At 32.2% G+C, this 22,226-nt stretch carries 17 protein-coding genes; 3 read left to right on the top strand and 14 right to left on the bottom strand.

All coding sequences use genetic code 11. The features are described 5' to 3' along the window. Positions 1 to 47: 47 nt before the first annotated feature. Positions 48 to 1,331 carry a histidinol dehydrogenase gene (gene hisD, locus NLG42_RS15710; protein ID WP_257681516.1) on the bottom strand — a complete coding sequence of 428 codons (1,284 nt, stop codon included), beginning with the start codon at positions 1,329 to 1,331 and terminating at the stop codon, positions 48 to 50. A 110-nt stretch (positions 1,332 to 1,441) separates the two neighbouring features. After that, positions 1,442 to 2,299 carry an ATP phosphoribosyltransferase gene (gene hisG / locus NLG42_RS15705; RefSeq protein ID WP_089059469.1) on the bottom strand — a complete coding sequence of 286 codons (858 nt, stop codon included), beginning with the start codon at positions 2,297 to 2,299 and terminating at the stop codon, positions 1,442 to 1,444. An 88-nt stretch (positions 2,300 to 2,387) separates the two neighbouring features. Here hisG and NLG42_RS15700 point away from each other — a divergent pair, with 88 nt between their 5' ends. After that, positions 2,388 to 2,513 carry a hypothetical protein gene (locus tag NLG42_RS15700; protein WP_255409812.1) on the top strand — a complete coding sequence of 42 codons (126 nt, stop codon included), beginning with the start codon at positions 2,388 to 2,390 and terminating at the stop codon, positions 2,511 to 2,513. 99 nt (positions 2,514 to 2,612) lie between these two features. Here the strand turns inward: NLG42_RS15700 and NLG42_RS15695 are convergent, their stop codons facing one another. Both NLG42_RS15695 and NLG42_RS15690 read right to left on the bottom strand, forming a co-directional pair. Next, entirely contained in the window at positions 2,613 to 4,010 is a 1,398-nt protein-coding gene (locus NLG42_RS15695) for a sensor histidine kinase (protein ID WP_257681515.1), read from the bottom strand. Beyond that, complete coding sequence (locus NLG42_RS15690; RefSeq protein ID WP_089056007.1) at positions 4,011 to 4,676, bottom strand: response regulator transcription factor; 666 nt, start codon at positions 4,674 to 4,676, stop codon at positions 4,011 to 4,013. 195 nt (positions 4,677 to 4,871) lie between these two features. On the opposite strand from NLG42_RS15690, the gene NLG42_RS15685 reads away from it, so the two are divergent. After that, positions 4,872 to 6,962 (top strand): LTA synthase family protein, encoded by a 2,091-nt coding sequence (locus NLG42_RS15685; protein ID WP_257681514.1) that lies wholly within the window; start codon positions 4,872 to 4,874, stop codon positions 6,960 to 6,962. 115 nt (positions 6,963 to 7,077) lie between these two features. Here NLG42_RS15685 and NLG42_RS15680 read toward each other — a convergent pair whose 3' ends face one another. Continuing rightward, positions 7,078 to 8,076 (bottom strand): zinc dependent phospholipase C family protein, encoded by a 999-nt coding sequence (locus NLG42_RS15680; RefSeq protein ID WP_257681513.1) that lies wholly within the window; start codon positions 8,074 to 8,076, stop codon positions 7,078 to 7,080. Positions 8,077 to 8,248: 172 nt separating this feature from the next. Here NLG42_RS15680 and NLG42_RS15675 point away from each other — a divergent pair, with 172 nt between their 5' ends. Continuing rightward, on the top strand, positions 8,249 to 9,202 hold the full coding sequence (locus NLG42_RS15675; protein ID WP_089059764.1) for a hypothetical protein: 954 nt from the start codon (positions 8,249 to 8,251) through the stop codon (positions 9,200 to 9,202). A 3-nt stretch (positions 9,203 to 9,205) separates the two neighbouring features. Here the strand turns inward: NLG42_RS15675 and NLG42_RS15670 are convergent, their stop codons facing one another. The 9 genes from NLG42_RS15670 to NLG42_RS15630 form a co-directional block, all read right to left on the bottom strand. Next, the gene (locus NLG42_RS15670; protein ID WP_089059762.1) at positions 9,206 to 10,171 is read right to left on the bottom strand and encodes a YeiH family protein; all 966 of its coding nucleotides are present in this window, start codon (positions 10,169 to 10,171) and stop codon (positions 9,206 to 9,208) included. A 75-nt stretch (positions 10,172 to 10,246) separates the two neighbouring features. Continuing rightward, complete coding sequence (locus NLG42_RS15665) at positions 10,247 to 11,143, bottom strand: LysR family transcriptional regulator (protein ID WP_257681512.1); 897 nt, start codon at positions 11,141 to 11,143, stop codon at positions 10,247 to 10,249. Positions 11,144 to 11,275: 132 nt separating this feature from the next. Further along, on the bottom strand, positions 11,276 to 13,303 hold the full coding sequence (locus tag NLG42_RS15660) for a hypothetical protein (protein WP_257681511.1): 2,028 nt from the start codon (positions 13,301 to 13,303) through the stop codon (positions 11,276 to 11,278). A 79-nt stretch (positions 13,304 to 13,382) separates the two neighbouring features. Continuing rightward, entirely contained in the window at positions 13,383 to 14,129 is a 747-nt protein-coding gene (gene fabG / locus NLG42_RS15655) for a 3-oxoacyl-[acyl-carrier-protein] reductase (protein ID WP_089055474.1), read from the bottom strand. 247 nt (positions 14,130 to 14,376) lie between these two features. After that, a complete protein-coding gene (locus tag NLG42_RS15650) occupies positions 14,377 to 14,652 on the bottom strand; it encodes a hypothetical protein (protein WP_257681510.1) in 276 nt (91 codons plus the stop codon). 96 nt (positions 14,653 to 14,748) lie between these two features. Beyond that, entirely contained in the window at positions 14,749 to 16,095 is a 1,347-nt protein-coding gene (locus NLG42_RS15645) for a DUF4302 domain-containing protein (RefSeq protein WP_089059757.1), read from the bottom strand. 10 nt (positions 16,096 to 16,105) lie between these two features. Next, on the bottom strand, positions 16,106 to 16,966 hold the full coding sequence (locus tag NLG42_RS15640) for a substrate import-associated zinc metallohydrolase lipoprotein (RefSeq protein ID WP_257681509.1): 861 nt from the start codon (positions 16,964 to 16,966) through the stop codon (positions 16,106 to 16,108). Positions 16,967 to 16,982: 16 nt separating this feature from the next. Then, on the bottom strand, positions 16,983 to 18,458 hold the full coding sequence (locus tag NLG42_RS15635) for a RagB/SusD family nutrient uptake outer membrane protein (RefSeq protein WP_089059755.1): 1,476 nt from the start codon (positions 18,456 to 18,458) through the stop codon (positions 16,983 to 16,985). 11 nt (positions 18,459 to 18,469) lie between these two features. Further along, a complete protein-coding gene (locus NLG42_RS15630; protein WP_257681508.1) occupies positions 18,470 to 22,198 on the bottom strand; it encodes a SusC/RagA family TonB-linked outer membrane protein in 3,729 nt (1,242 codons plus the stop codon). Between the last annotated feature and the right edge of the window lie 28 nt (positions 22,199 to 22,226).

Below are 22,226 nucleotides of genomic sequence, written 5' to 3'. Positions count from 1 at the left end.
TATAAAATCTTGCTTCTTTACTCTTTCTTTTGTCTTTCTTTAATCTTTTATTTTAAACTCTTCAATCTCAACGTAACGGCATTTTTATGCGCTTGTAAACCTTCGGCTTCAGCCATAGTTTCAATTGCTTTACCAATGTTTCGAATTCCTTTTTCGGATATTTTCTGAAATGTCATTGATTTTGTAAAACTATCTAAATTTACACCGCTGTAATTTTTTGCATAACCATTTGTAGGAAGCGTGTGATTTGTTCCCGAAGCATAATCTCCTGCGCTTTCTGGCGTATAATTTCCAATAAAAACAGATCCTGCATTTATAATTCCGTTGCAATAAAAATCATCGTATTGTGAGCAAATAATGAAATGTTCAGGACCATATTCATTAATTAAATCTAAAGCAATTTGATCATTTTCGACATAAATCAATTTCGAATTTTCGATTGCTTTTATTGCTATGGCTTTTCTTGGAAGCACTTCAACCTGAGATTGAATTTCCTTTTCTACTGCGTCAATTAGTCTTTTAGAAGTCGAAACTAAAATTACCTGACTATCTGTTCCATGTTCCGCCTGTGACAATAAATCTGAAGCTACAAATGCTGGTACAGCTGTGTCATCGGCAACAATTAACAATTCTGAGGGTCCAGCAGGCATATCGATTGCAACACCAAACTGAGTAGCCAATTGTTTTGCTACAGTTACAAACTGATTTCCAGGTCCGAAAATTTTATATACTTTAGGAATTGACTGTGTACCAAAAGTCATTCCTGCAATTGCCTGAATTCCGCCTACTTTTAAAATTTTAGTTACACCGCATAAATTTGCAGCATACAAAATCGCTGGGTTTATTTTTCCTGTTTTATCTGGCGGCGAACACAACACGATTTCTTTACAGCCTGCAATTTCAGCAGGAACAGCAAGCATTAAAACGGTTGAAAATAAAGGAGCTGTTCCGCCTGGAATATACAATCCAATTTTTTGAATTGGTCTTTTCTCCTGCCAGCAATTTACACCTTCAATTGTTTCGATTTCAACTCGATCAGTTTTTTGAGCACTGTGAAATTTGTAAATATTATCTTTTGCCAGTTGAATAGCTTCTTTTAATTCATTTGGAATCAAAGCAATTGCTTCATTTATTTCCTCTATTGAAACTTCGTAATTGTTTAAAGAAATCCCATCAAAAATCGAAGTGTATTTTGCAACAGCTTCATCACCTTTTTTCTGTACTTCTTTAAAAATTTCCTTTACTGTAACCTCAATATCATCAATGGTTTGAGTTGGCCTTTTTAAGATTTCTAACCAAGTGTCTTGTTTTGGATTGTCTATTTTATTCATTATTCTTTGGCTTTAAGCCTTAAGCTGCAGGCTTTAGGCTTTATTAACTTTTTCTATTTTTTTTCTGGCGTAAAGCTTAAAGCTTATTGCCTAAAGTGCGCGAAGCGCATTTAAAGAACCATTTTTTCAATTGGGCAAACTAAAATTCCTTCTGCACCTGCATCTTTCAGTTTATCAATTACATCCCAGAAAGTGTCTTTATCAATTACCGAGTGTACGCTGCTCCAACCTTCCTGTGCTAATGGTAAAACGGTTAAACTTCGCAAAACGGGCAGAATTTTTCCTATTTCATCAATTTTTTCGTTTGGAACGTTCATCAAGATATATTTTGAATTTCTTGCTCTTAAAACTGATTGTATTCTGAATTTTAAGGTATCAATGTGTTTTTGAATCTCTGGTGAAACTTTTGGCGAAACAGCTAAAACTGCTTCACTTTTCAAAATCACTTCTACTTCTTTTAAATTATTTTTGAATAAAGTACTTCCGCTTGAAACGATGTCAACAATAGCATCGGCAAGACCAATGTTTGGAGCAATTTCTACAGAACCTGAAATTTGGTGAATATCTACTGTTACTCCAAAAGAATTAAAATATTCGTTAACTGTGTTTGGATAAGAGGTTGCGATTCGTAATCCTGCCAAATCTTGAACCGAATTGTATTCGAAGGTTTTAGGAACTGCTACAGAAACTTTACATTTTGAAAATCCTAATCGCTGTACCACTTCAATTTCTTTGCCTTTTTCGACCAAAAGATTGTCGCCAACAATTGCCAAATCTACTACGCCATCAATTAAATACTGAGGAATATCAGAGTTTCTTAAATATAAAACTTCAAGAGGAAAATTAGAAGCTTCGGCTTTTAACTGATCGATTCCGTTGTTGATTGAAATACCGCAGTCTTTTAGAATTTGAATGCTGTCTTCGTTTAAACGACCTGATTTTTGAATTGCAATTTTTAAAGTACTCATTTTTTAGTTTTTTTTTTGAATTAATAGTTTGAGTACAAAGAATTGGTATAAAAAAACCCGTTTGATGTACTCAAACGGGTTTTAAAATATGATGATTTACACACATACCATTAACACATCGCCTGAGAGCAATAATGAAAATGATGATGATGTAATTGATTTGAAATCATTGTTTGGTTTGTTTTATAATTCTTTGATTCGTTTGCAAATATAATAGTTAATTTCATAAAAAAGCAATTTTTAATATAACTTAACGATAGTTTATTGTTAAAAAAAAGCTCAAGCCCTAATTTCATTGCATTCTTTCAATCTACTATAACGTTTTCTCCTCTTCGTTAAAAACTAAAATAACTGATGTTCCAATATCAATTTTACTCTCAATTTTGAATTTTATATCCAGTAAATCTGTAATTCTTTTTACGATAGACAATCCTAATCCAGTTCCTTTAATTTCGGGATGTTCTGTAGATTTAGATCTAAAAAATGGATTAAAAATATTCTCTAGATCTTCTTTGGCAATACCAATTCCGTTATCAGAAATTTTACAGCTTGTTTTGCCATTTTGTTTGAATAACAAAATAGAAACTTCACCTTTACTTTCTGTATATTTAATCGCATTTGAAATAATATTTCTCAAAATCGTAATAACTAGAAAATTATCAGAATGCACATAATAGTCCTTTTCTGCTTCAAATTTAATGTTGATCTGCTTGCTTTTAATTTTCTCAGAATTCAAAGTCAGAACATCTAAAATTATCGCATTTAAGTATACTAATTCTGTATTAACATCTTGCTTTTGATTTTCAAATCGAGCCATTAACAACAACTGATCTACCAATAAATTTAAGTGATCTACTTCACGAATACAATAATTGATTTTTTCTTCATATTCTTTATTATCACGAGGTTTACGTATAAGAACTTCAAGAGTGCCTTTAATAACTGTTAAAGGCGTTCTTAATTCATGAGAAGCATCTGAAGTAAATTGCTTTTCGCGTTCAATTGCATCTTCAATCCTATTTAATAAATTGTTTATGGTTTTTGAAAGCGTGTATAATTCGTCCCGCGTTTTGGGCAGCGGAATACGTGCTTTTAAATTGTCTTTGGTAATAATTCGCGATGTATTTATAATTGCGTTTATTGGTTTTATACTTCTTCCTGCAAAAAAACGGGCAATAAAAAACAGCAGCAATAGAATCCCTAAAAATGACAAACTCATAATTTCGAACAAATTATTAAGCACCATTTTTGAGTCGGCCAGCGACATTGCAACAATAACGTATCCTATTTTTTTATTATTAACATGAAGTGAAACTTGAATTTGTCTAATTGCATGATCTCCCATCATAGTATCAAACAATTCATAATCTTCGACAGAATCTTTAAATTGAAGTGTTTCTGTTTTTAAATTGGGAGCTTTTTCAATTACTCTTTTCTTCAAATCTAAGAACTCTACAAAAACAGGATTCACATCTACAGTATTATGCTCGCGTTCCTTCCATTCTTCGGCATCAATTAGGATTACTTTGCCGTTTACGACTTTTATTTCGTCTAAATGATTCTGAATTTCAACTTTTATTTTTTCATCAATATGACTGTAAACGGTATGTTTTACGATAGAATAAATAACCGAAAAAACTGCCACAATCAATAAACCTGTAGTAATAATATAATTTAATGCAATTCTATTTTTAAAAGAAAGCTGTACCATTTATAAGTCGTTAGCGATGTAACCAATACCGCGAATTGTTTTTATGTAATCTTCTTCTATTTTCAGCTTCAATTTTTTACGAATGGCATTCATAAAAACATCAATTACACCTGTATCATATTCAAAATTAATTTCCCAAACATCTTTCAAAATCTGATTTCGAGTACAAACTTTTCCTTTATTCTTAATTAAATAAGTAAGCAATTCAAATTCTCTTTGTGTTAATGCAATTTCTTCGTCGCTTTTCAAAACTATATGTTTTGATAAATCAATTTTAATTGTACCTAACGAAAGAACTTCTGTTCCTTTTCTATTTCTAAAATGAACTTTAATACGTTCTACTAATTCTTCAAAACTAAAAGGTTTTTTAATATAATCATTTGCACCCGCTTTTAAGCCTTCAATCGTTTCTTGTACGGTATCTTTAGCAGTCAAAAAAATAATTGGTGTTATTTGATCTTTAATTCTAATTGCTTTGCATAAATCTAAACCATTAATTTTAGGAAGCATCCAATCTAATAAAATCAAATCAAACTTTTGCTCCTGCGTTAATTCAAAGCCTTTAGAACCGTCATTTGCTGTCGTAACCTTATAACCTTCTTCCTGCAATCCTTGCTGCAAAAACTGAACAATACCTAACTCATCTTCTACAATTAAAATATGCATATGTTTTTTCTATTAAAAATTTTACTTTTGAATAACCAAAGATAAATATTTTAAATTTCTGAAAACACTAAAACTCATTAGAATAACCTGCAAGTATAATCTTAAGAAAACATTAAGTTAACACTAAGTAAGGTAAAAGTATAACTTCATCTATTATTAATTTATCAACCTTAATTTTGCCCAAAATAATCTATTATGACATTCTACAAAAAGCTTAGCCCATTTTACCACCTGGCATTGTTCTATTTCATTATCAGTTTACTATTACGAATTGTTCTATTTTTTCATCCTATTACACAAACATCTTTCTCACTGCTTGAAAGCTTAAAAATCTTTTTTCTAGGATTAGTTTCCGATTTTTTCGTTTTTACAGTTGCTAGTTTTTTTCTTTGGTTATATCTAATTTTTATTTCAAATTCAAAATACAACAAGCCTTCAGGGTATATTATTCTAGGCGTTTTTATTGCAGCCTTTTTATATGTTGCTTCAGGAAAAAGTGTTTTTGATCAATATGGAGGTGCTTTACCTAAAATAGTTTTAATTTTTATAGGAATCAAAACGGTTCTTTTTGGTCTTATGCTTTTTCTTCCTAAATGGAGAGACAAAATTAGATTCTGGCTTTTTGCCTTTGTAATTTTTCTTTACGTTTTATTAATTCTTCAAAATGGTTTAAGTGAATACTTTTTTTGGAATGAATTTGGAGTAAAATACAACTTTATAGCTGTTAATTATTTGATTTACACAAATGAAGTAATTGGAAACATTATGCAGTCTTATCCTGTAGTTCCAATCTTTTCAGCTCTGTTTTTGGTTACAGGAACGATAACTTATTATATCCTGAAAAAAACAAAAAATTACATCTATGAAATTCCAACTTTAAAAGAGAAACTTCAAATCTCAGGTGTATATTGGGGTTTATTACTGATTTCTTTAGTCGCTATTCCAACTTTATCTAAAACTGAAAACTCAAAGAATGTTTTTGTTAATGAATTACAATCAAACGGCATCTATAAATTCTATCTGGCTTTTCAAAACAGTAAACTTGACTATTTCAAGTTTTATAAAACAATTCCGCACGACAAAGCTTTTGCTATTCTAAAAGAGCAATTGCCAATTATATCTAACGAAGACACAACTCACGAAATCAAAAGCGACTCGGCTGAAATACGCAAAAATGTTGTTTTAATTACAATCGAAAGTTTAAGCGCCGATTTCATGAAAGCTTATGGAAACTCGCAAAACATTACTCCTTTTTTAGACAGTTTGTCACAAAAAAGTCTTCAGTTTACCAATTTGTATGCTGCCGGAAACAGAACTGTTCGCGGTCTTGAAGCGGTAACTTTATGTCTGCCTCCAACTGCGGGAGAAAGTGTTGTAAAAAGAGAGGATAATAAAAATAAATTTTCAACTGGAGCGCTTTTTAAACAAAAAGGATACAATGTGAAGTTTATGTATGGCGGTGATGCTTTCTTTGATAATATGAAAGATTTTTATTCTGGAAATGATTATCAAATTATAGACAAATCAAGTTTTTCACCTGAAGAAATCACATTTTCTAATGTTTGGGGTGTATGTGATGAAGATATGTACAAAAAAGCAGTGAAAATAATGACAGCCGAAGCTAAAGAAAATAAACCATTCTTTAATCATATTATGACGGTCAGCAATCACAGACCTTTTACATATCCTAATAATAAAATTGACATTCCCGGCGATATAAAATCCCGCGATGGAGGTGTAAAATATACAGATTATGCCTTAAGCCGATTTTTTGAAATGGCTCGCAAACAGCCTTGGTTTAATAATACTATTTTTGTAATTGTGGCAGATCATTGCGCTTCAAGTGCAGGAAAAACGGAACTGCCTTTGGATAAATACCGAATTCCAGCAATTATTTACACTCCAAATGGAAAACCTCAAAAATTCAATAAACTAATGTCGCAAATAGACATTATGCCAACATTATTTGGCTTATTGCATTTTGACTATAAAAGTAAATTCTTTGGTCAGGACGTTTTTAAAGACAATTACAAGCCAAGAGCTTTTATTGCCACTTACCAAGATTTAGGTTTAATAAAAGACAATGTATTAACCGTTTTATCTCCTAAACAGCAAGTTAAACAGTTTTCACTGAAAATAAATCCGAAGACAGGAGTTGCTCCAGAATTTCAAGTTGATTATGACGAAATTCCATTAAAAACTGAAAAACTCAGCTTGGTAAATGAAACGATTTCTTACTATCAAACTGCCTCTTATGTTTTAAAGGAAAAGAAGTATCAGAAATAATTTCTATAAAAAACTCAAACGTAATATAAAGAAAAGCCTCAATTTCATTTGAAATTGAGGCTTTTCTTTATTAGTATATTTTCAAGTTAAAACTTGAAACTTCAAAGTAAAAAATCTAGTCGTTCTGATTCTTCATTCCGAATAAATCTCCTTTTTGAAACAATTTCAAATCCTCTTGTAAAGCTTGATGATTTCTTTGTGTAACAGCAGGTGAATCTAAATCGCTTAAATCTGGTTTTCCTGCATTTACCCACGCTGTATACCAAAAACTTGCTGTTGCAGTAATCGCTTTTTTCATCTGAGTTTCAACCATTCCGTTTAAGTCTTGGTGAAGTTTTTTCGCATACTCATCAGAGAAAACCGGTGTATTGTATTTGCTTTTTAATACTTTTCCATCTGAATCCATTTTAAAAACCTGATTTTCTGGAGTTGCAGTTCTTAACTTTTTGTCTATGTCTAATAACGGTTTCACTAAAGTGTGCGTGTCGTTTATCATATCCCAAGTTGCTTTATGAACATCAGCGTAGTACTGAGCTTCAGGAACATTTAACTTGTAGTTTTTTGCAAATAACTCAGGAAGTCTGCTTTCCCAAAGAGAATGAATTCCTTTTTGATCACTCAATTGTCCGTCATGATTTGCAGAAGTATGCAAAGGCATATGGGCATCACCAATATAATGACCTAAATCTGCAGCAAGAAATAAAATTTCCGCTCTGTTTTTATCTTTAAAAGCTTTGGTTAATTTAGCCATCATATCCTCAATATACCAAGGTAAAATTCCGTTAGTGTTCAAGAATTTACTATCGTATTTTTTCTTTGCTTCTTCCAAAGTTTTTGGAATACTATCAGCAGAACCAAAGTTTTCCATATCAAAATAGTGTCTTGGATTCTCGTCTTTGTAATTTAAAGCATACTTACGAATATCTGGTACTGATGCTTCTTGAGTAATAAAATCGATGTGATTGTAAAAGAAGATCTGAAGCGGTTTTGGCAAAGCCATTACTGCTGCTTTATTAATTCTTTCATGGCCTACAATTCCCCATGATAAAGTAAAAAAACCTATGATTAATGCAAAAAAAGCAATTAATTTTGGTCTCATTTTGAAGTTTTTCATTTTTGTTTTTATTTGAGAGACAAATTTACCTTATTTAAAGATAAATTAAAAGAATCGTTTTTAAGATTCTTTTAATTTAATCTCTAACCATTTTTAAACCATATAAGTATGGTAAATATAAAATCGTCAGAATTTTTCTTGTATGTTTGTTCTGGTATTAAATCTTACAAATATGCGCCTCTTTATTCTAAATTTCGTTTTATTTTTTAGTTCACTTTGTTTAGCTCAAGAAACTGATATACAATTAAAAAATGTCAACGATACCATACTAAATACAAAAAGAGTACTTAAAATATCTGGTTCTTTTGATCCTGTAAAAACAATGCAAAAATTGTTTCCAGGCAAATTATATAATTTACCAGATCGCAATACTTTTGTAAGCTGGAAATGCAGCAATTGTAAACCGCAGCCTTATATTGATGTGAATGGTGTTGAGGGAGATCAGCTTTTTCCATATAAAGAGGGTGTTGCAACAAGACTTCTAAGTAATAATGATTATTCTGATTCGAAAGGAAATCAATTCAAACTATTGACTTTTAATCATTCCTTTTATGATGCTGATGGTGCACAAACTGGGCGTTTCTCTGGCGGATTAATTGGCGTTGCCAAATTTGCTAAAAATGGAGCGGTTTGGGAAATGAAATCTTTTCAACCTGCTGTTGCTGCCTTTGGTGCATTTTCAAGAGCACCTACACCAAAACTTGTCGAAATTGGTGAAGATCAATATGCGTTTACTATAGAACATGCAAACGGCGGTGCAGGCGCTCCTTACAATGGTTTTTTATATCTTATTGCTGGTTTTAACGGAAAATACCAGCCTTTAATGGAATTAGATTATTATAGTTTGTTTAATAATGGCGGAAACTCTGAGTGGTCTAGTTCATATAAAGTAATCAACGATGGTACGAAAAAGTTTTTTAGAGATTTTGCCATTACTACAACTGGTTTTTACAAAAAAGCAAAAGGTACAGAAGATGATTATGATGTAGATTTGCCAACAGAAATTATCGAACTGGCTAAAACGAAAAAACAGTTTAATTTTGTAATTGAAAAAAGACTTTCCTTTACGGGAAAATGGTATAAAATTACTGGCAAACCAACTGTCAAATTCTCAAATGTAAAATAAATTTTAACCCAAATACAGAATTGATACTAAACCTAAAACTGCAATAAAAATCCATAAAAACACACCTTGCAGTAAAGGCTTCACTCCTACTGATTTTAAGGTTTTTACATTCAATGTTGCTCCTATTAAAAACAATGTAATCGTTAATCCAATTTTTGCAATATTTACAATATACGGTGCAATTACTGCAGTTGCAGGAACATAACTATTTAAAAGCATAGCGACAATAAACAAACCTATGAAGTAAGGAATTTTAATCTTTGAATTTTTACTTTTAAAAATCGCTGCTGTTAATATCGAAATTGGAATAATCCATAAGGCTCTCGCTAGTTTTACTGTTGTAGCTATCTGCAAAGCTTCGGCTCCATATTTATTTGCCGCACCAACTACAGAACTGGTATCATGAATAGCAATAGCACACCATAATCCGAAATCTTTTTGCGATAAATCAAGCTGATGACCAATAAATGGAAAAACAAATAAGGCAATTGAATTCAAAATAAATATTACTCCTAAAGCTATTGAAGTTTCATTCTCATTTGATTTTATTACTGGTGAAATCGCCGCTATAGCGCTTCCTCCACAAATTGCAGTTCCACAAGATATTAAGTGAGATGTTTTTTTATCGGTTTTCAACCATTTCCCTAAAAAAGTTCCTAAAATTAAAGTACTGAATATGGAGAATATAGTTAGTAAAAAGCCTTCTTTTCCTGCTGAAATGGCACTTGATGCATTCATCCCGAATCCTAAACCAATAACAGAGAACTGTAATAAAAAGGTAATTGCTTTATTATTGAATTCTACAAATGGATTACCAAAAATGTTTACAATTACAACTCCAAACAACAAAGCTATTGGCGGTGAAATAATCGAAAATAAGCATAAAAAGATAACAGCAGCAAAAATGGCTTGTTGCAAGTAACGATTAACTTCGAATAATTGTGAGGCTGTATGTTCTTTTGTTTTCAAAATAGAATAATTAAAAATTTATTCTGCAAAGTTCTATCCTTTTACACGAAACTCCCAATCGCAAATTACAATCGACTATAACTTTAAGTTATAATGATTTGACATATTTTGGATAAACAGCTCTGATAACGAATCAGACTTACCTAACAATGTGATGATATAAAAGTATCTTTCTACAGATAATTCTTCTACATCCAAAACCATTAATTCTTTATTTTTCAACTCTTTACTTACAGCATGAATAGACATAAAAGCAAAGCATTCTGAATTTAACAAATAAGACTTAATACTTTCTGTACTTCCTAACTGCATTTCGATTTGTAAATCTGAGAATTTCAAACCGGCTTTTTTCAATGCATATTCTATAACTTCAAGTGTTCCTGATCCACGTTCACGAGTTATGAATTTCATTGATTTTAAATCACTTACTGAAATTTCATTTTTTTTCACAAACGGATTATTGCTATTACAGACTAAAACCAATTCGTCTTTTAAAAACGGAATATATTTTATGGATTGATTTTTTGATTGTCCTTCGACAATTCCAATTTCGATTTCTTTGTTTATTAAAGCATTTTCGATTTGTTCTGTATTTCCGTTTAACAAATTAACTTTTATGTCTTTTTGCTTTTGATGAAAATGCGCTAAAACTGGAGAAATAATATATTGAGAAATTGTTGTACTTGCTCCTAATCGCAATAAACCTTGACGTTCGTTTATAAAAGAACTCATTTCAAAATCGATCTCGCGATAAATTTCAAAGATGCTTTTGGTGTGCTTAAGTAAAATTTTTCCGGCTGGAGTTAAAGCAATTTTAGAACCGTTTCGCTCAAAAAGCTTTGTTTTATAGGTTTCCTCGAGTTCTTGAATATGTTTAGAAACGGCAGGCTGTGTAATGTATAGCTCTGTTGCCGCTTTAGTAAAATTAAGGCGGAGCGCAACGGTGTAAAATACTTTTAGCCTGAAGTCCATATATAATTATTTTATAAAAAACACCAATTTCACCAATTCCCACTAATTTTTATTTCTTAACCGTGACAATTAGCAACGGTTTCAAGTTTAAAAACCTCTGAACCTTTGCTACTTTGAACCTTTGCCCCTTTTTTAAAGTAACCCATTATATTTCCTAACAAACCATTCCGTCGCTAACAAAGCCGCAATTAAAATCAATAACCAAACCCAGTCAATAATTGGAGTTTTTGTTGAAACGTTTTTTTCGATCGATTTGTATTCTTTGTTTTCTAGAAGCTCTTGAATCAAATCATCGGCTTGATCTTCAAAGAACGCTTTTCCATTGGTTTGCAGTGCTAATTGTTTCAATTTTGCAACATCAGGGTTTACAAATTGTTTCTCAATGTCAAAATCTAAAATTTCAAAATGACTGGAATATAATGTATTTGAATTTAGCTCTTTTACTGTAAAATTATACTTTCCTGCGGTTAATCCTTCTAAGTTTACGGAGAAAGAATTGTTTCCTTTTAATAAATCGTAGTTTTTGACTTGTTTGGTTTCGGCATTTGTAACAGTGATTGTTAATCTTGCTTTTTCATCAAACTCATAGTTTTTATTGAAATATTGGGCATTAATTATAATTTCCTCTCCTGAATTATAGAAACTTTCATGTGCTACAACAAGCGATTTCTTTGATGTTGATGTTGCTAAATACTGAATTATTTTATCTATAAATACATCATACTTTTCAAACGACTGATTATCTATATGACTTTGTAAACGCCATTTCCAGCTGTTTTCACCTAAAAGAAAAGCTGTTCTTTTTCCTTGATTTTCGGCGAAAGCCAACAAAGGAGCATTTGTAGAAACGTTTCTAATTTTTGAAGAAAGCAAAACAGATACATTTCCGTTTGTTGAAATTGTTCCGAATAAATTTTGCAAAGGCGGGAAATTTTCGAAGCCAATATTATCAACCGCAAATAAATTGAATTGCGACTGAAATTCAGATAAATAATCTTCGACTTGTCCGCTCATTTTAAAAACCAGATTATTCTGCTGCTGGTTTAGAAAATTAAAATCGGTGTTATTTCCTGTAATAATAAATGTATTTCTTCCAGCTTGTTTATTATTGTCAAAAACAGCTTTGAAGGCTGATGTTGGCTGGTACAAAACTAAAACTGACGCTTCTTTCAGCTGGCTAATATCATTTGGTTTAACCAAAATTACTTTTCGCTGTGCATTAACTTCGATTGAGCGTTTTAAAGCAGCTACGTCTGGATGGTTTATGGCTGACACAATTGCTATTGTAGATTTTTGATCGATTACTTCTACTGCAAAGTTCTTGATATTATTATAGCTGTTCTTTTCTTTTGCATTTGAAGAAATACTGGCTTTAAATATTTGTAGTCCTACTTTATCTGCCGGCAAAAGCAAATTTAATGCCGCTGTTTTTTTTGATGGTGAAAAAGAAACTTTCTCTTTTGCGACAACTGTATTTCCCTGCGAAATTGTAAAATCGGCAGTTGTAGATTTGTCACCTGCATATTGAAGAAAAACTTCGACAGGAAATTTATTTTTATGAAATGCGTATTTATTTACGTTTAACTGATTTATTTTTAAATCAAGAAAAGTGGTTGTATCTCCCACAACCAAAGGATAAACTTTATTGACAGGATCAAATCGATATACATAATCGTTTCCTGTAGTTTGATTTCCGTCCGTAATAATTACAGTAGGGAAAATTAGATTTTTGTTGATGCTTTTTAAATTCTTTGCAACTTCATCTAAATTGGTTTGTTTGCCGTTAAAATCAAATTTATCTGAAGTTTTAAAATCGGCATCGAATTGATAGGATTGAATTTCAAATTTTTCCTTTAAAGCAGGATTTGAAATTAGCTTTTGATATAATTCAACCGATTTTTTATCTGCTTTTAATGCAGTTATCGAACTTGAATTATCAACAGCAATTGCCAAAGGTGTTTTGGTAATTTCCAACGAACTTTTTGAAATTACAGGGTTTATAAGCAACACCAATAATCCAAAAATGGCTAGAAAACGTAAAAAAGCCAAAAACCAAATCAGATTTGATTTGTTTTTGGCTTTAAAAAAATATTGAAAATACGATAACCCACCCGCTATTACTAAAGAAAGCAATAATAATAAAATCGTGTTTGTAGTCATATTTTATTTTGGTTTATAGTTTTTAGTTTATCGTTTTTGGTTCTGAACAATAAACAACAAACCATAATCAATTAACATATTAAGTAAGCATTCCTCCGCAAACATTAAGCACTTGTCCTGTAACGTATGCACTCATATCTGATGCTAAGAAAAGACAAGCGTTTGCTACATCTTCTGTAGTTCCACCACGTTTCAACGGAATTCCGTCTCTCCATCCTTTTACTACATCTTCAGGCAATTTTGCAGTCATTTCTGTTTCGATAAAACCTGGAGCGATTGCATTGCAACGAATGTTACGTGATCCTAATTCTAAAGCTACTGATTTTGTAAAACCAATTGCACCTGCTTTTGATGCTGCATAATTTGTTTGTCCTGCATTTCCAGAAACTCCTACAACAGAGCTAATATTAATGATAGAACCTGCACGCTGCTTCAAGAACGTTTTTTGAATTGCTTTTGTCATATTAAAAACTGACTTCAAGTTAACATCGATTACTTGATCAAAATCAGCTTCAGACATACGCATTAACAAGTTATCTTTTGTAATTCCTGCGTTGTTAATTAAAATATCTACTGTACCAAAATCAGCCAAAACTGCATCAACAAAAGTTTGTGCTTCATTAAAATCGGCTGCGTTAGACTTGTAACCTTTTGCTTTAACACCTAAACCATTTAACTCAGCTTCTAAAGCTTGAGCTGATTCTACAGATGAGCTATATGTAAATGCTACGTTTGCTCCGTGTTTAGCAAAAACTTCTGCAATTCCTTTTCCAATTCCTCGGCTCGCGCCAGTAATGATTGCTACTTTTCCTTCTAGTAATTTCATATTGAAGTATTCGTTTTTATTTTTTGAAATACAAATATAGATTATTTGGGCGTTTAATAAAATTTGTGCCATAAAAATTGGTCTTGAAATTATTTATTCTATCCGAATTGGGTATAGAAACATTAAACATATAGAAACATCTTTTTTTAAGTTATTTATATATCTCGATATAACTTGCTGCAGGTTAATCTAATAAAAAAGCGATTCAAAATTGAATCGCTTTTCTCCTTAATAATTAAACTTAGAATTAACCTATATGCTCTTGCTTAGTGATGTAAAAAATAATGATAAGTACTACGGCCATTATCAGCATTCTATAAATCGATGATTGAAACTCTCTTGTTCCATTAATTTTGTCCTTTTTTTTCTGCTTTATCAAATTCCAAATCATAATAGGACTAATGACAGCTATTGAGACATACAAATAATACCTCGCATATTCGTAATACCATTCTGTTATGGCGATAAGTATAAGTCCCCACAAAAAAATAATACTTACCGGCGCAGCAATTTTCTCCTTCATCTGATTAAATTTTAATAATTAATGTCTTCTTGTTTAAAAAAAGCGACTCTAAATTGAGTCGCTTTTTCTCCAAAATTAAAAACAAAACTAAAGCTATTAGTTAAGCCTCCAAGTCGTCATTCTAAAAGGACTTGAAGAGCTAGTGAACGTATAAACTGGATCAGTGTAAAATACTCTAAAGCTTTCTTTTTTCACATAAATTCCGTTTGGATCCATCAGATACTTATCAAAACTAGCAAGGAATGCCGGCGTAGCTACTGTTGTATTTCCGTTCCAAGATTTATGCTTTAAAATCACTTTTTTACCAACGGCATCTTCTGTAATAGTTACATGATGCTGTAAAGCTCCTCTTCCTACAAATGTGTAATAAATAAATGTTCCAATAGCATGATTACTATATATTTCAACAGTTGCAATGCTTTGTCCTTTAGGCAAGGCAGCATTAATTTTTGCTATTTCTGAATTAAACAGTACCGAGTTACTTGGTGCGTCTACAGTATAATCATTAGTATAATAACCAAATGCAGTAAATGGCTGCCCAGGAAGAAATAATTTATAATCATCTGTAAGTGATAAAGGTTTGTCTGTATATTTAATTACAGCACTTACACCACCTGTTCCTGAGGCTGTAAAACTTCCATCGGTATCATTATATACAAAATTAGTCAGGTTTTGTCCGCCCACTACTACCGCAGGACTCACAACAATACCAGTTGGAGTGTACCCTACTCCCATATTATAGCTTACAGAATAACCTGCTTCGATAGAATTTGATTCTGCAAAGCGAGTTACGTCAGAAAATGAAAAATCAAACTGATGTTTTGTTGTCCCGTCATTTGTTTCTAATAATCTAAACAATGGTCTCGTCGCAGCGCCAATTACATTAGGAATCATTTCAATATTTTTATGCAAATCTGCCCAGTCTTGAGCTGTTGCTTTTACGAAACGTAATTCACGATTGTTTCTATTGGTTCTAAAAATAATCTCTCCCTTTTCCTGACCATAATACAAAAACTGAAAATCTCCTAAATATCCTTTCGCTCTTAAAGCTGGAATAGGGAAATTATCTGATTCTGATAAAAGATGAATTCTATTTTTTGTTGTAAAAGTTACGCTTACTGTACTTCCAAGCTGAATGGCGTACTCGCTTTTGTATACATCTGTATCAGCATCAAAATCTGATGCCATTTCTACACTTCCGTCTTTGGCAAACTTAAATAAATGTGTATAACCTCCTAAAACAGTATTATCTGTAAAATAGACTGCTTTCCATCCAAATTCTGACGAAAGTAGTGCATCGTTTAGTTCGGATTTCTGGTTATTTAAACGCGTAGTAGGCGTTTCTTCAAAAAATTGCTCAGCGTCTGTATTATTATTACAGGCGGTTAATTGCAGTATTAAAACAGCTGCAAATAAGTATTTATATAGGTGTTTTATTTTCATAATACTTTTATTAATTGTTTATTACTGCACTTGTATTTTTCTCTGCTTCATCTCTTAAAGCATAGAAATCCATGTTAAAAGCGTCTTTAAAATATTTTACTATGATTGCTTCTTTTGCTTTTAATGCGGCTAAAGCAGTTGGGCTTTTAATACCTTTTAAAAATGCCGCATATTCAGCTTTTGAATAGATTAAGATCATAGATGCAGTTTCGGCAAAATCTTCATTGATGTTTGATCTTGCATAACTGGTTATAAACCCAAGTTCATTAGATTCTGGTATCTCATAATTGTACCAATCTGCTGTGTAACCACCTGGTGTCAATGTTTTCCATGCTTTTTCATCAAATGGCTTATTTTGGTTTAAGATGTGTATGTACTCATGCTGAATTGTATGTACAAACTCTGATACATTTGCTCTATCGTCTTGATCTATATAATCGGTTTCGAATAATGTAACACGCTGTCCTCCTTCGGCTAAACCTAAAGTTCTGGTTCCTACACTATTTAAATTCACACCGCCTATTAAAACAATTTCTCTTGGAGCAATTTTTTTCACAAAGTCAGGGCCTCCAATCGTTAAATAACTATTAAGCCATATTGTTTTCACAATTTCAAGTGCGGGCTGTACTTTTTCTGTTAATGGAGGAAAAAGAAAACGACTGTTATCTACTGTATTTTGATTCCATTTGTATTGCACATTAATATTGTACGGATTTAAATAGGTGGTTGTTATCCAATTATCTAACTCCGTTTTTATTGGCTGCGTATAGTCTAACTGGCTTTCTCCCGGCATTTCATCGCTTCCGCATGAAACTAGTACTGTAGAAACTATTGCTAAAATCGCAATTTTATTATATTTTAATAATTTCATAATTTTACTTTTAAGATTATCTAGGATTCAATTCAACGCCCGTACTTGATGCATGCAATGGAATTTGCAAAGCTCTTCGGTTGTCATCTTTAGCTAATGTATTTACTGGTTTGTTTGCCGTTTCGTGTTTTACAACAATATTAAAACGTTTGATATCAAACCATCTAAGTCCTTCGTGTATAAAATCTCTTCTTCTTGTTTCTGCAATTGCTTTTATGTACGATGTCTGTACTGGTGTCATTGTATAGAAAGGTGTATATTCATTTGCAACCACTGGAAATTTAGCCACCACTTTTGCTTCCGTTAATTTATCTGTTGGTGCATAGGTTGGTGTTCTTGTTGCCAAGAAATATTCTAATTCATCGTTTGCCAAAGCAGTTTGCCCTTTCATTACGTGAGCTTCAATTCTGTTTAAGAAGAATTCATCATTGCTTAATAAAACTTCGGCGACAAATGGATCTCCAATTGCTGCAGTTACATTTGAATATTTGAAATACTCATAAAATTTAGGCACAAATAAAGTTATACTGCTGTTTGATGAATATAGGTTGTAATAATATGGTTTTCCAAAAAGATTTGTAGTCGGGCCAAAAACTTCTGGCTGACGTGCACCTGATAGGTTAAAACGATTTAAATGATATACTCTGCTTACAATTGTATTTGCAGAAACGATCAATAAATTTGTTTCGGCAGCACTGCTTGAATATTTTAACTGCTGATCTTCTACACCTAAAGATTTGTAAGCTGAATAATCTCTAAGTTTACCAATTGGTTTTGAACCTAAGTCATTGGATAATTCGATTACTCTGTCCCAGTTTCCTTTTACCAAATAAAATCTGCTGGCGAAAGCTTTTGAAGCATTTATATTAAAATGAAATCTAGGCTCTTTGTAATTGTTTGTTACATATTTTAAACCTTCTTCAAGATCTTTCTCGATAAAATCAAAAACTTCAGCAACTGTATTTCTTTTGTATTTAGTCACTAATTCTGTTTCTGGTTTTGTCACATAAGGAACTCCTAAATCTGTAGCCGCTGTAGCTGGATTATAACGTTTGGCCCAAAGTGAAACTAACATAAAATGAGAATAAGCTCTTGCTATTAATGCTTCTCCTTTTTGCGGTTTTAAATTTGCTGTGTTTCCTAATTCATCAATTGCTTGTAAAGCTTTATTTGCATGTGCAATAGCTCTATAGCAAGCATCCCAATAGTAAGCTTGAGTATCAATATCTGTTGTTTCTGTTTGAATTTCCCAGTTATAGTTTTCCTCATTTTTTCTCAGTGTTTCTGGAAGTCCGCTGTCAAAAACGTTATCCGACATAGTTTCCGCAATCTCAAAATAACTCATTTGAGGATAAGCTTCAACTAGCAATTCTGATATTTTTTCGGGCGTGTTTATTTCAGTTCTGTTATCTGGTTTTTCTGAAAGAAAATCATCACAGCCAGTAATACAAATAAGTATTAATAGGGATAGTGTTATTTTTAAGTTTTTCATGTTTTTGACTATTATAATGAAAGATTTAAAGTAAATGTGTATTGAGATGTTACTGGTAATGCAACTCCTCCAGAATTACGAAACTCAGGATCTTGGCCGTTTAATCTTTTATCAGAATAAATCAACCATGGGTTAACAGCAGAACCTTTTAACGTAAAAGTGCTAAGTCCTAATTTTCTTTTAAAATCTTTAGGAAACTCCCAGCTCAAAGAGATATTTTTTAATCTCACAAAATCACCATCAGCAATTCGAACATCAGAGTAATTATAAGTATTATAAGCTCTTGCAAGGGTACGTTCTCCGTCATAATTTGCATTCAAACGCTTGTCAGCAATTACTGGAACATTAGTATGATTTTCATCCCCTGGATTTATCCAACGATTTGTAAAATCTTTAGTAAAAACAGTTAAATCGTCATAAGCACTATCATAAATAGGATTTAAACGAACTTTATTTCCTCCTGAGCCTACAAAAAATACATATAATGACCAATTTTTATAAGTAAATGTATTAGCCCATCCTATTGATTTATTCGGTTCAATTGAACCTTCATATTTTAAATATTTCGTTACATCTATATTGTCTTGAAAATTAGCTCCCGTAATATTATTCTCTGCACCATCTTGCAGGATAAACGTTGGCAAACCTTGGTTATTTAATCCTGTAAACTGATAAGAATAGATTGAGTTTCTTGGATGACTAAGTGTATTTCCTCCATTCGGATCAACTAAATCAAAAGCAGTTGGAGTATTTTGCAGTCTTGTAATTTTCTGTGTAAACACAGAGAAATTAACTGTAGAAGACCAATTAAAACTTGGAGAGCTTAGAATTTTTCCAGTTACACCAATCTCTAAACCTTCCGTTTCCATATCAGCATTATTTCCTTGTCTAACTCTTTGACCTCCAATTCCTGAAGTAATCACATAATCTACTAAATCAAATGCTTGACGACGATAAACATCTGTTGTAAGCTGTAATCTATTGTTAAACATTCCAAGATCAACCCCAATATTGGTTTCAAATTGTTTTTCCCAAGTTAGGTCACCATTTTGCAATTCATCAATTCTAATTCCAGATTCCCTGTCATCAAGAAGAAAACGATCTGTGATAAAGCTTTTGTAGATTGCCAATGAGTTCGTTGCCGGGCCAGCAGTAGCTGTTAAACCATAAGATGCTCTAAGCGCTAAAGTGTTTACCGATTCAACATTTTTCATAAACTTTTCTTCAGCAACATTCCATTTTCCACTAAAAGTATAAGTCGGAAGCCATCTTGACGAATCACTGTTTCCTTGTCTGTTAGATCCGTCATAACGACCTGTTACAGAAGCTGTGTAACGACGATCGTATGTATAACCAACTTTTCCAAAGAAACCTACTGTTCTTTCTTTTTCTTCATTGAAGCCATAATACGAATCTCCTCCGTTGATTATTTTTTCGATTATTCTTGGATCTGTAAATGCCGTTAAACCTCTGTCGTATTGTAAACCTGCAGCTGTAAAATTATCACTCGTTCTGTCTACAACTCTCATTTCTGTTCCAAACAAACCTTCTAATTCGTGTTTTTCATTGAATGTATTTCTGTAATTAACACTGTTTCTTAAGTTGTAAGAAGTTAAATCATTTGTAAACTTTCTTAGGAAACCTCCATTTGGCAAAACTGAAACTTTTGGAGCTGTTAAATCATTAGGATCTTGATACAAAAAGATATTTTGATCTCTAACCAATGTATTAACACCGTCTTCACCATCTGGAGTACCAGCTTTATAAGCTCCTACTACATTTGAACCTTCTAAAATTTTATGCTCACGGCTTGTGTTTGCATAACGAGCAGAACCTGTTAAGTTATATGTTAAATGCGGATTAATTTTATAATCTAAATCTAATTGGAAACGAATGTCTTTTACTTCAATTTCCATATAGTTATTCTTTAACTCATTGATGATGTTCATCTTTGCCCAGTTGTTTCTGTAATACTCCAGTTCTCTGTTCTCATCGTATGGTCTTAGAGTTCTACTTGTATTTAATACATAGTTGAATGGGTTAATATCAAAATCACGTGTCACTTTTCCAAAAACAACATCTTTTTCGCTTTCATAACTACCTGGCGCACCTTGATCACGAATAGATGCAAGAGTCGAAAGTGTAATGTTTAATCTGTCATTTACATAAAATGTACCTTTGATGTTACTTGAAATCTGTTTTACATCATCAGCGATAGTCCATCCCGGATCTGTATAATATCCTAAAGAGGCATAAAATGTATTATTTTTACCTCCTCCAGAAAAACTTAAGGAATGATTTTGAGTGATCGATGGTCTGAAAAGCACATTAAACCAATCTGTATTGGCTAATTCATATTTCTTTAAAAAATTGTTACGACTAACCGGATCATTATTTACTAAATACCCACCAGTTTCAGGAATATAAGTATTTATAGCACGCCCTAAAATATTGTAAGCTCCGCCATATCTTCCATTTACAGTTGAAGGAAGATCTAAATAGCCTTTAGACTCCATTTCTTTAAAAATACTCATTGACTCTTGAGAATTCAAAATATCATATTGGCTGTAGTTTGGTACTGCTCTTACTGTTTGCTCTAAACCATAGCTTACTTTTAACGGAGAATCTCTACGTCCTTGTTTTGTAGTTACAACAACAACACCGTTTAATGATCTAGAACCATAGATAGAAGTTGCAGATGCATCTTTAAGAATTTCAATACTTTGAATGTCATTTGCATTTAATCCCGCAACTGACGAACTTAACAATGTTTCAGAATTTCCTGAAGCTAAATCCGCGAATGATAAATTGATAATATCTTCCTGAACAACACCATCAATTACCCATAGTGGTTTAGTATCCCCAAAAATAGAAGATGATCCACGCACTGTAATTTTAGGTGCAGTACCAAAAGTTCCTGTAACATTTTGTACTGTAACCCCAGCGGCTTTTCCTTCGATCATTCTGCTTACGTCAACAACACCATCAACTTTCAATTCAGCACCAGAAATTTTGCTGATCGCCCCTGTAAAGGTTCTTTTTGATGTTTTTTCGTAACCTGTAGTTACTACAACTTCTTTTAGGTTTTGTCCTAATTCACTAAGAACAATTGTTGGTGTAGTATTAGAGATACCAATTTCTCTGGTTTCCATACCAACATAAGAAATAACAAGTTTATCTGAGTTTGAAGGCATCTCGATAGAGAAATTACCATCAAAATCTGTTAATACAGCAGTTTTTGTTCCTTTTACCATTACTGTTGCACCAGGAAGAGGGCTTCCGCTGGCATCAGTTACTTTTCCTTTGATAATTGGTCCTGCAGTTAATACTTCAAAAAGTGAATCATGATTATCTGCACTTGCAAACGGATCTTCGCTTGTCGTTTTTTGCAAGATAATTTGATTGCTCACTTCTGAAAATGCAATATTAAAAGGCACTAATATTCGACTAAGAATACTAGATAAAGTCTCTTGATTTGCCTCAATGCTAACCTTTCGGCTCAATTGAGGAAGTCTTGAATTATACGAAAATTTTACATGTGCTGACTTTTCGATTTTAGACAAAGCACTATCAAGAGTCAAATTCTCAACTGTAATTGTAACTTTTGTGTCTAATTTCTTTTGCCCATTTACATTATTTGCCATAGCAAAGCTTGAAAACACAAGTGCTAAGACAAACTGAAATAGTGTTATTTTCATGATTCTATAGAGTAATCGTTGTTTAACAACTGGTTTTTTCATAATTTTGATTTGTTTTGATTAATACTTA

This window comes from Flavobacterium plurextorum (assembly GCF_024638035.1).
Taxonomy (GTDB): Bacteria; Bacteroidota; Bacteroidia; order Flavobacteriales; family Flavobacteriaceae; genus Flavobacterium; species Flavobacterium plurextorum.
Note: the sequence above shows the minus strand (reverse complement) of the source record. Positions and strands in the feature narration are given on the sequence as shown.

Excerpts from the sequence above, each read along its gene's own strand:
- hisD (WP_257681516.1), bottom strand. The coding sequence starts at position 1,331 with ATGAATAAAATAGACAATCCAAAACAAGACACTTGGTTAGAAATCTTA.
- hisG (WP_089059469.1), bottom strand. The coding sequence starts at position 2,299 with ATGAGTACTTTAAAAATTGCAATTCAAAAATCAGGTCGTTTAAACGAA.
- NLG42_RS15700 (WP_255409812.1), top strand. The coding sequence starts at position 2,388 with ATGATGATTTACACACATACCATTAACACATCGCCTGAGAGCAATAAT.
- NLG42_RS15695 (WP_257681515.1), bottom strand. The coding sequence starts at position 4,010 with ATGGTACAGCTTTCTTTTAAAAATAGAATTGCATTAAATTATATTATT.
- NLG42_RS15690 (WP_089056007.1), bottom strand. The coding sequence starts at position 4,676 with ATGCATATTTTAATTGTAGAAGATGAGTTAGGTATTGTTCAGTTTTTG.
- NLG42_RS15685 (WP_257681514.1), top strand. The coding sequence starts at position 4,872 with ATGACATTCTACAAAAAGCTTAGCCCATTTTACCACCTGGCATTGTTC.
- NLG42_RS15680 (WP_257681513.1), bottom strand. The coding sequence starts at position 8,076 with ATGAAAAACTTCAAAATGAGACCAAAATTAATTGCTTTTTTTGCATTA.
- NLG42_RS15675 (WP_089059764.1), top strand. The coding sequence starts at position 8,249 with ATGCGCCTCTTTATTCTAAATTTCGTTTTATTTTTTAGTTCACTTTGT.
- NLG42_RS15665 (WP_257681512.1), bottom strand. The coding sequence starts at position 11,143 with ATGGACTTCAGGCTAAAAGTATTTTACACCGTTGCGCTCCGCCTTAAT.
- NLG42_RS15660 (WP_257681511.1), bottom strand. The coding sequence starts at position 13,303 with ATGACTACAAACACGATTTTATTATTATTGCTTTCTTTAGTAATAGCG.
- fabG (WP_089055474.1), bottom strand. The coding sequence starts at position 14,129 with ATGAAATTACTAGAAGGAAAAGTAGCAATCATTACTGGCGCGAGCCGA.
- NLG42_RS15650 (WP_257681510.1), bottom strand. The coding sequence starts at position 14,652 with ATGAAGGAGAAAATTGCTGCGCCGGTAAGTATTATTTTTTTGTGGGGA.
- NLG42_RS15645 (WP_089059757.1), bottom strand. The coding sequence starts at position 16,095 with ATGAAAATAAAACACCTATATAAATACTTATTTGCAGCTGTTTTAATA.
- NLG42_RS15640 (WP_257681509.1), bottom strand. The coding sequence starts at position 16,966 with ATGAAATTATTAAAATATAATAAAATTGCGATTTTAGCAATAGTTTCT.
- NLG42_RS15635 (WP_089059755.1), bottom strand. The coding sequence starts at position 18,458 with ATGAAAAACTTAAAAATAACACTATCCCTATTAATACTTATTTGTATT.
- NLG42_RS15630 (WP_257681508.1), bottom strand. The coding sequence starts at position 22,198 with ATGAAAAAACCAGTTGTTAAACAACGATTACTCTATAGAATCATGAAA.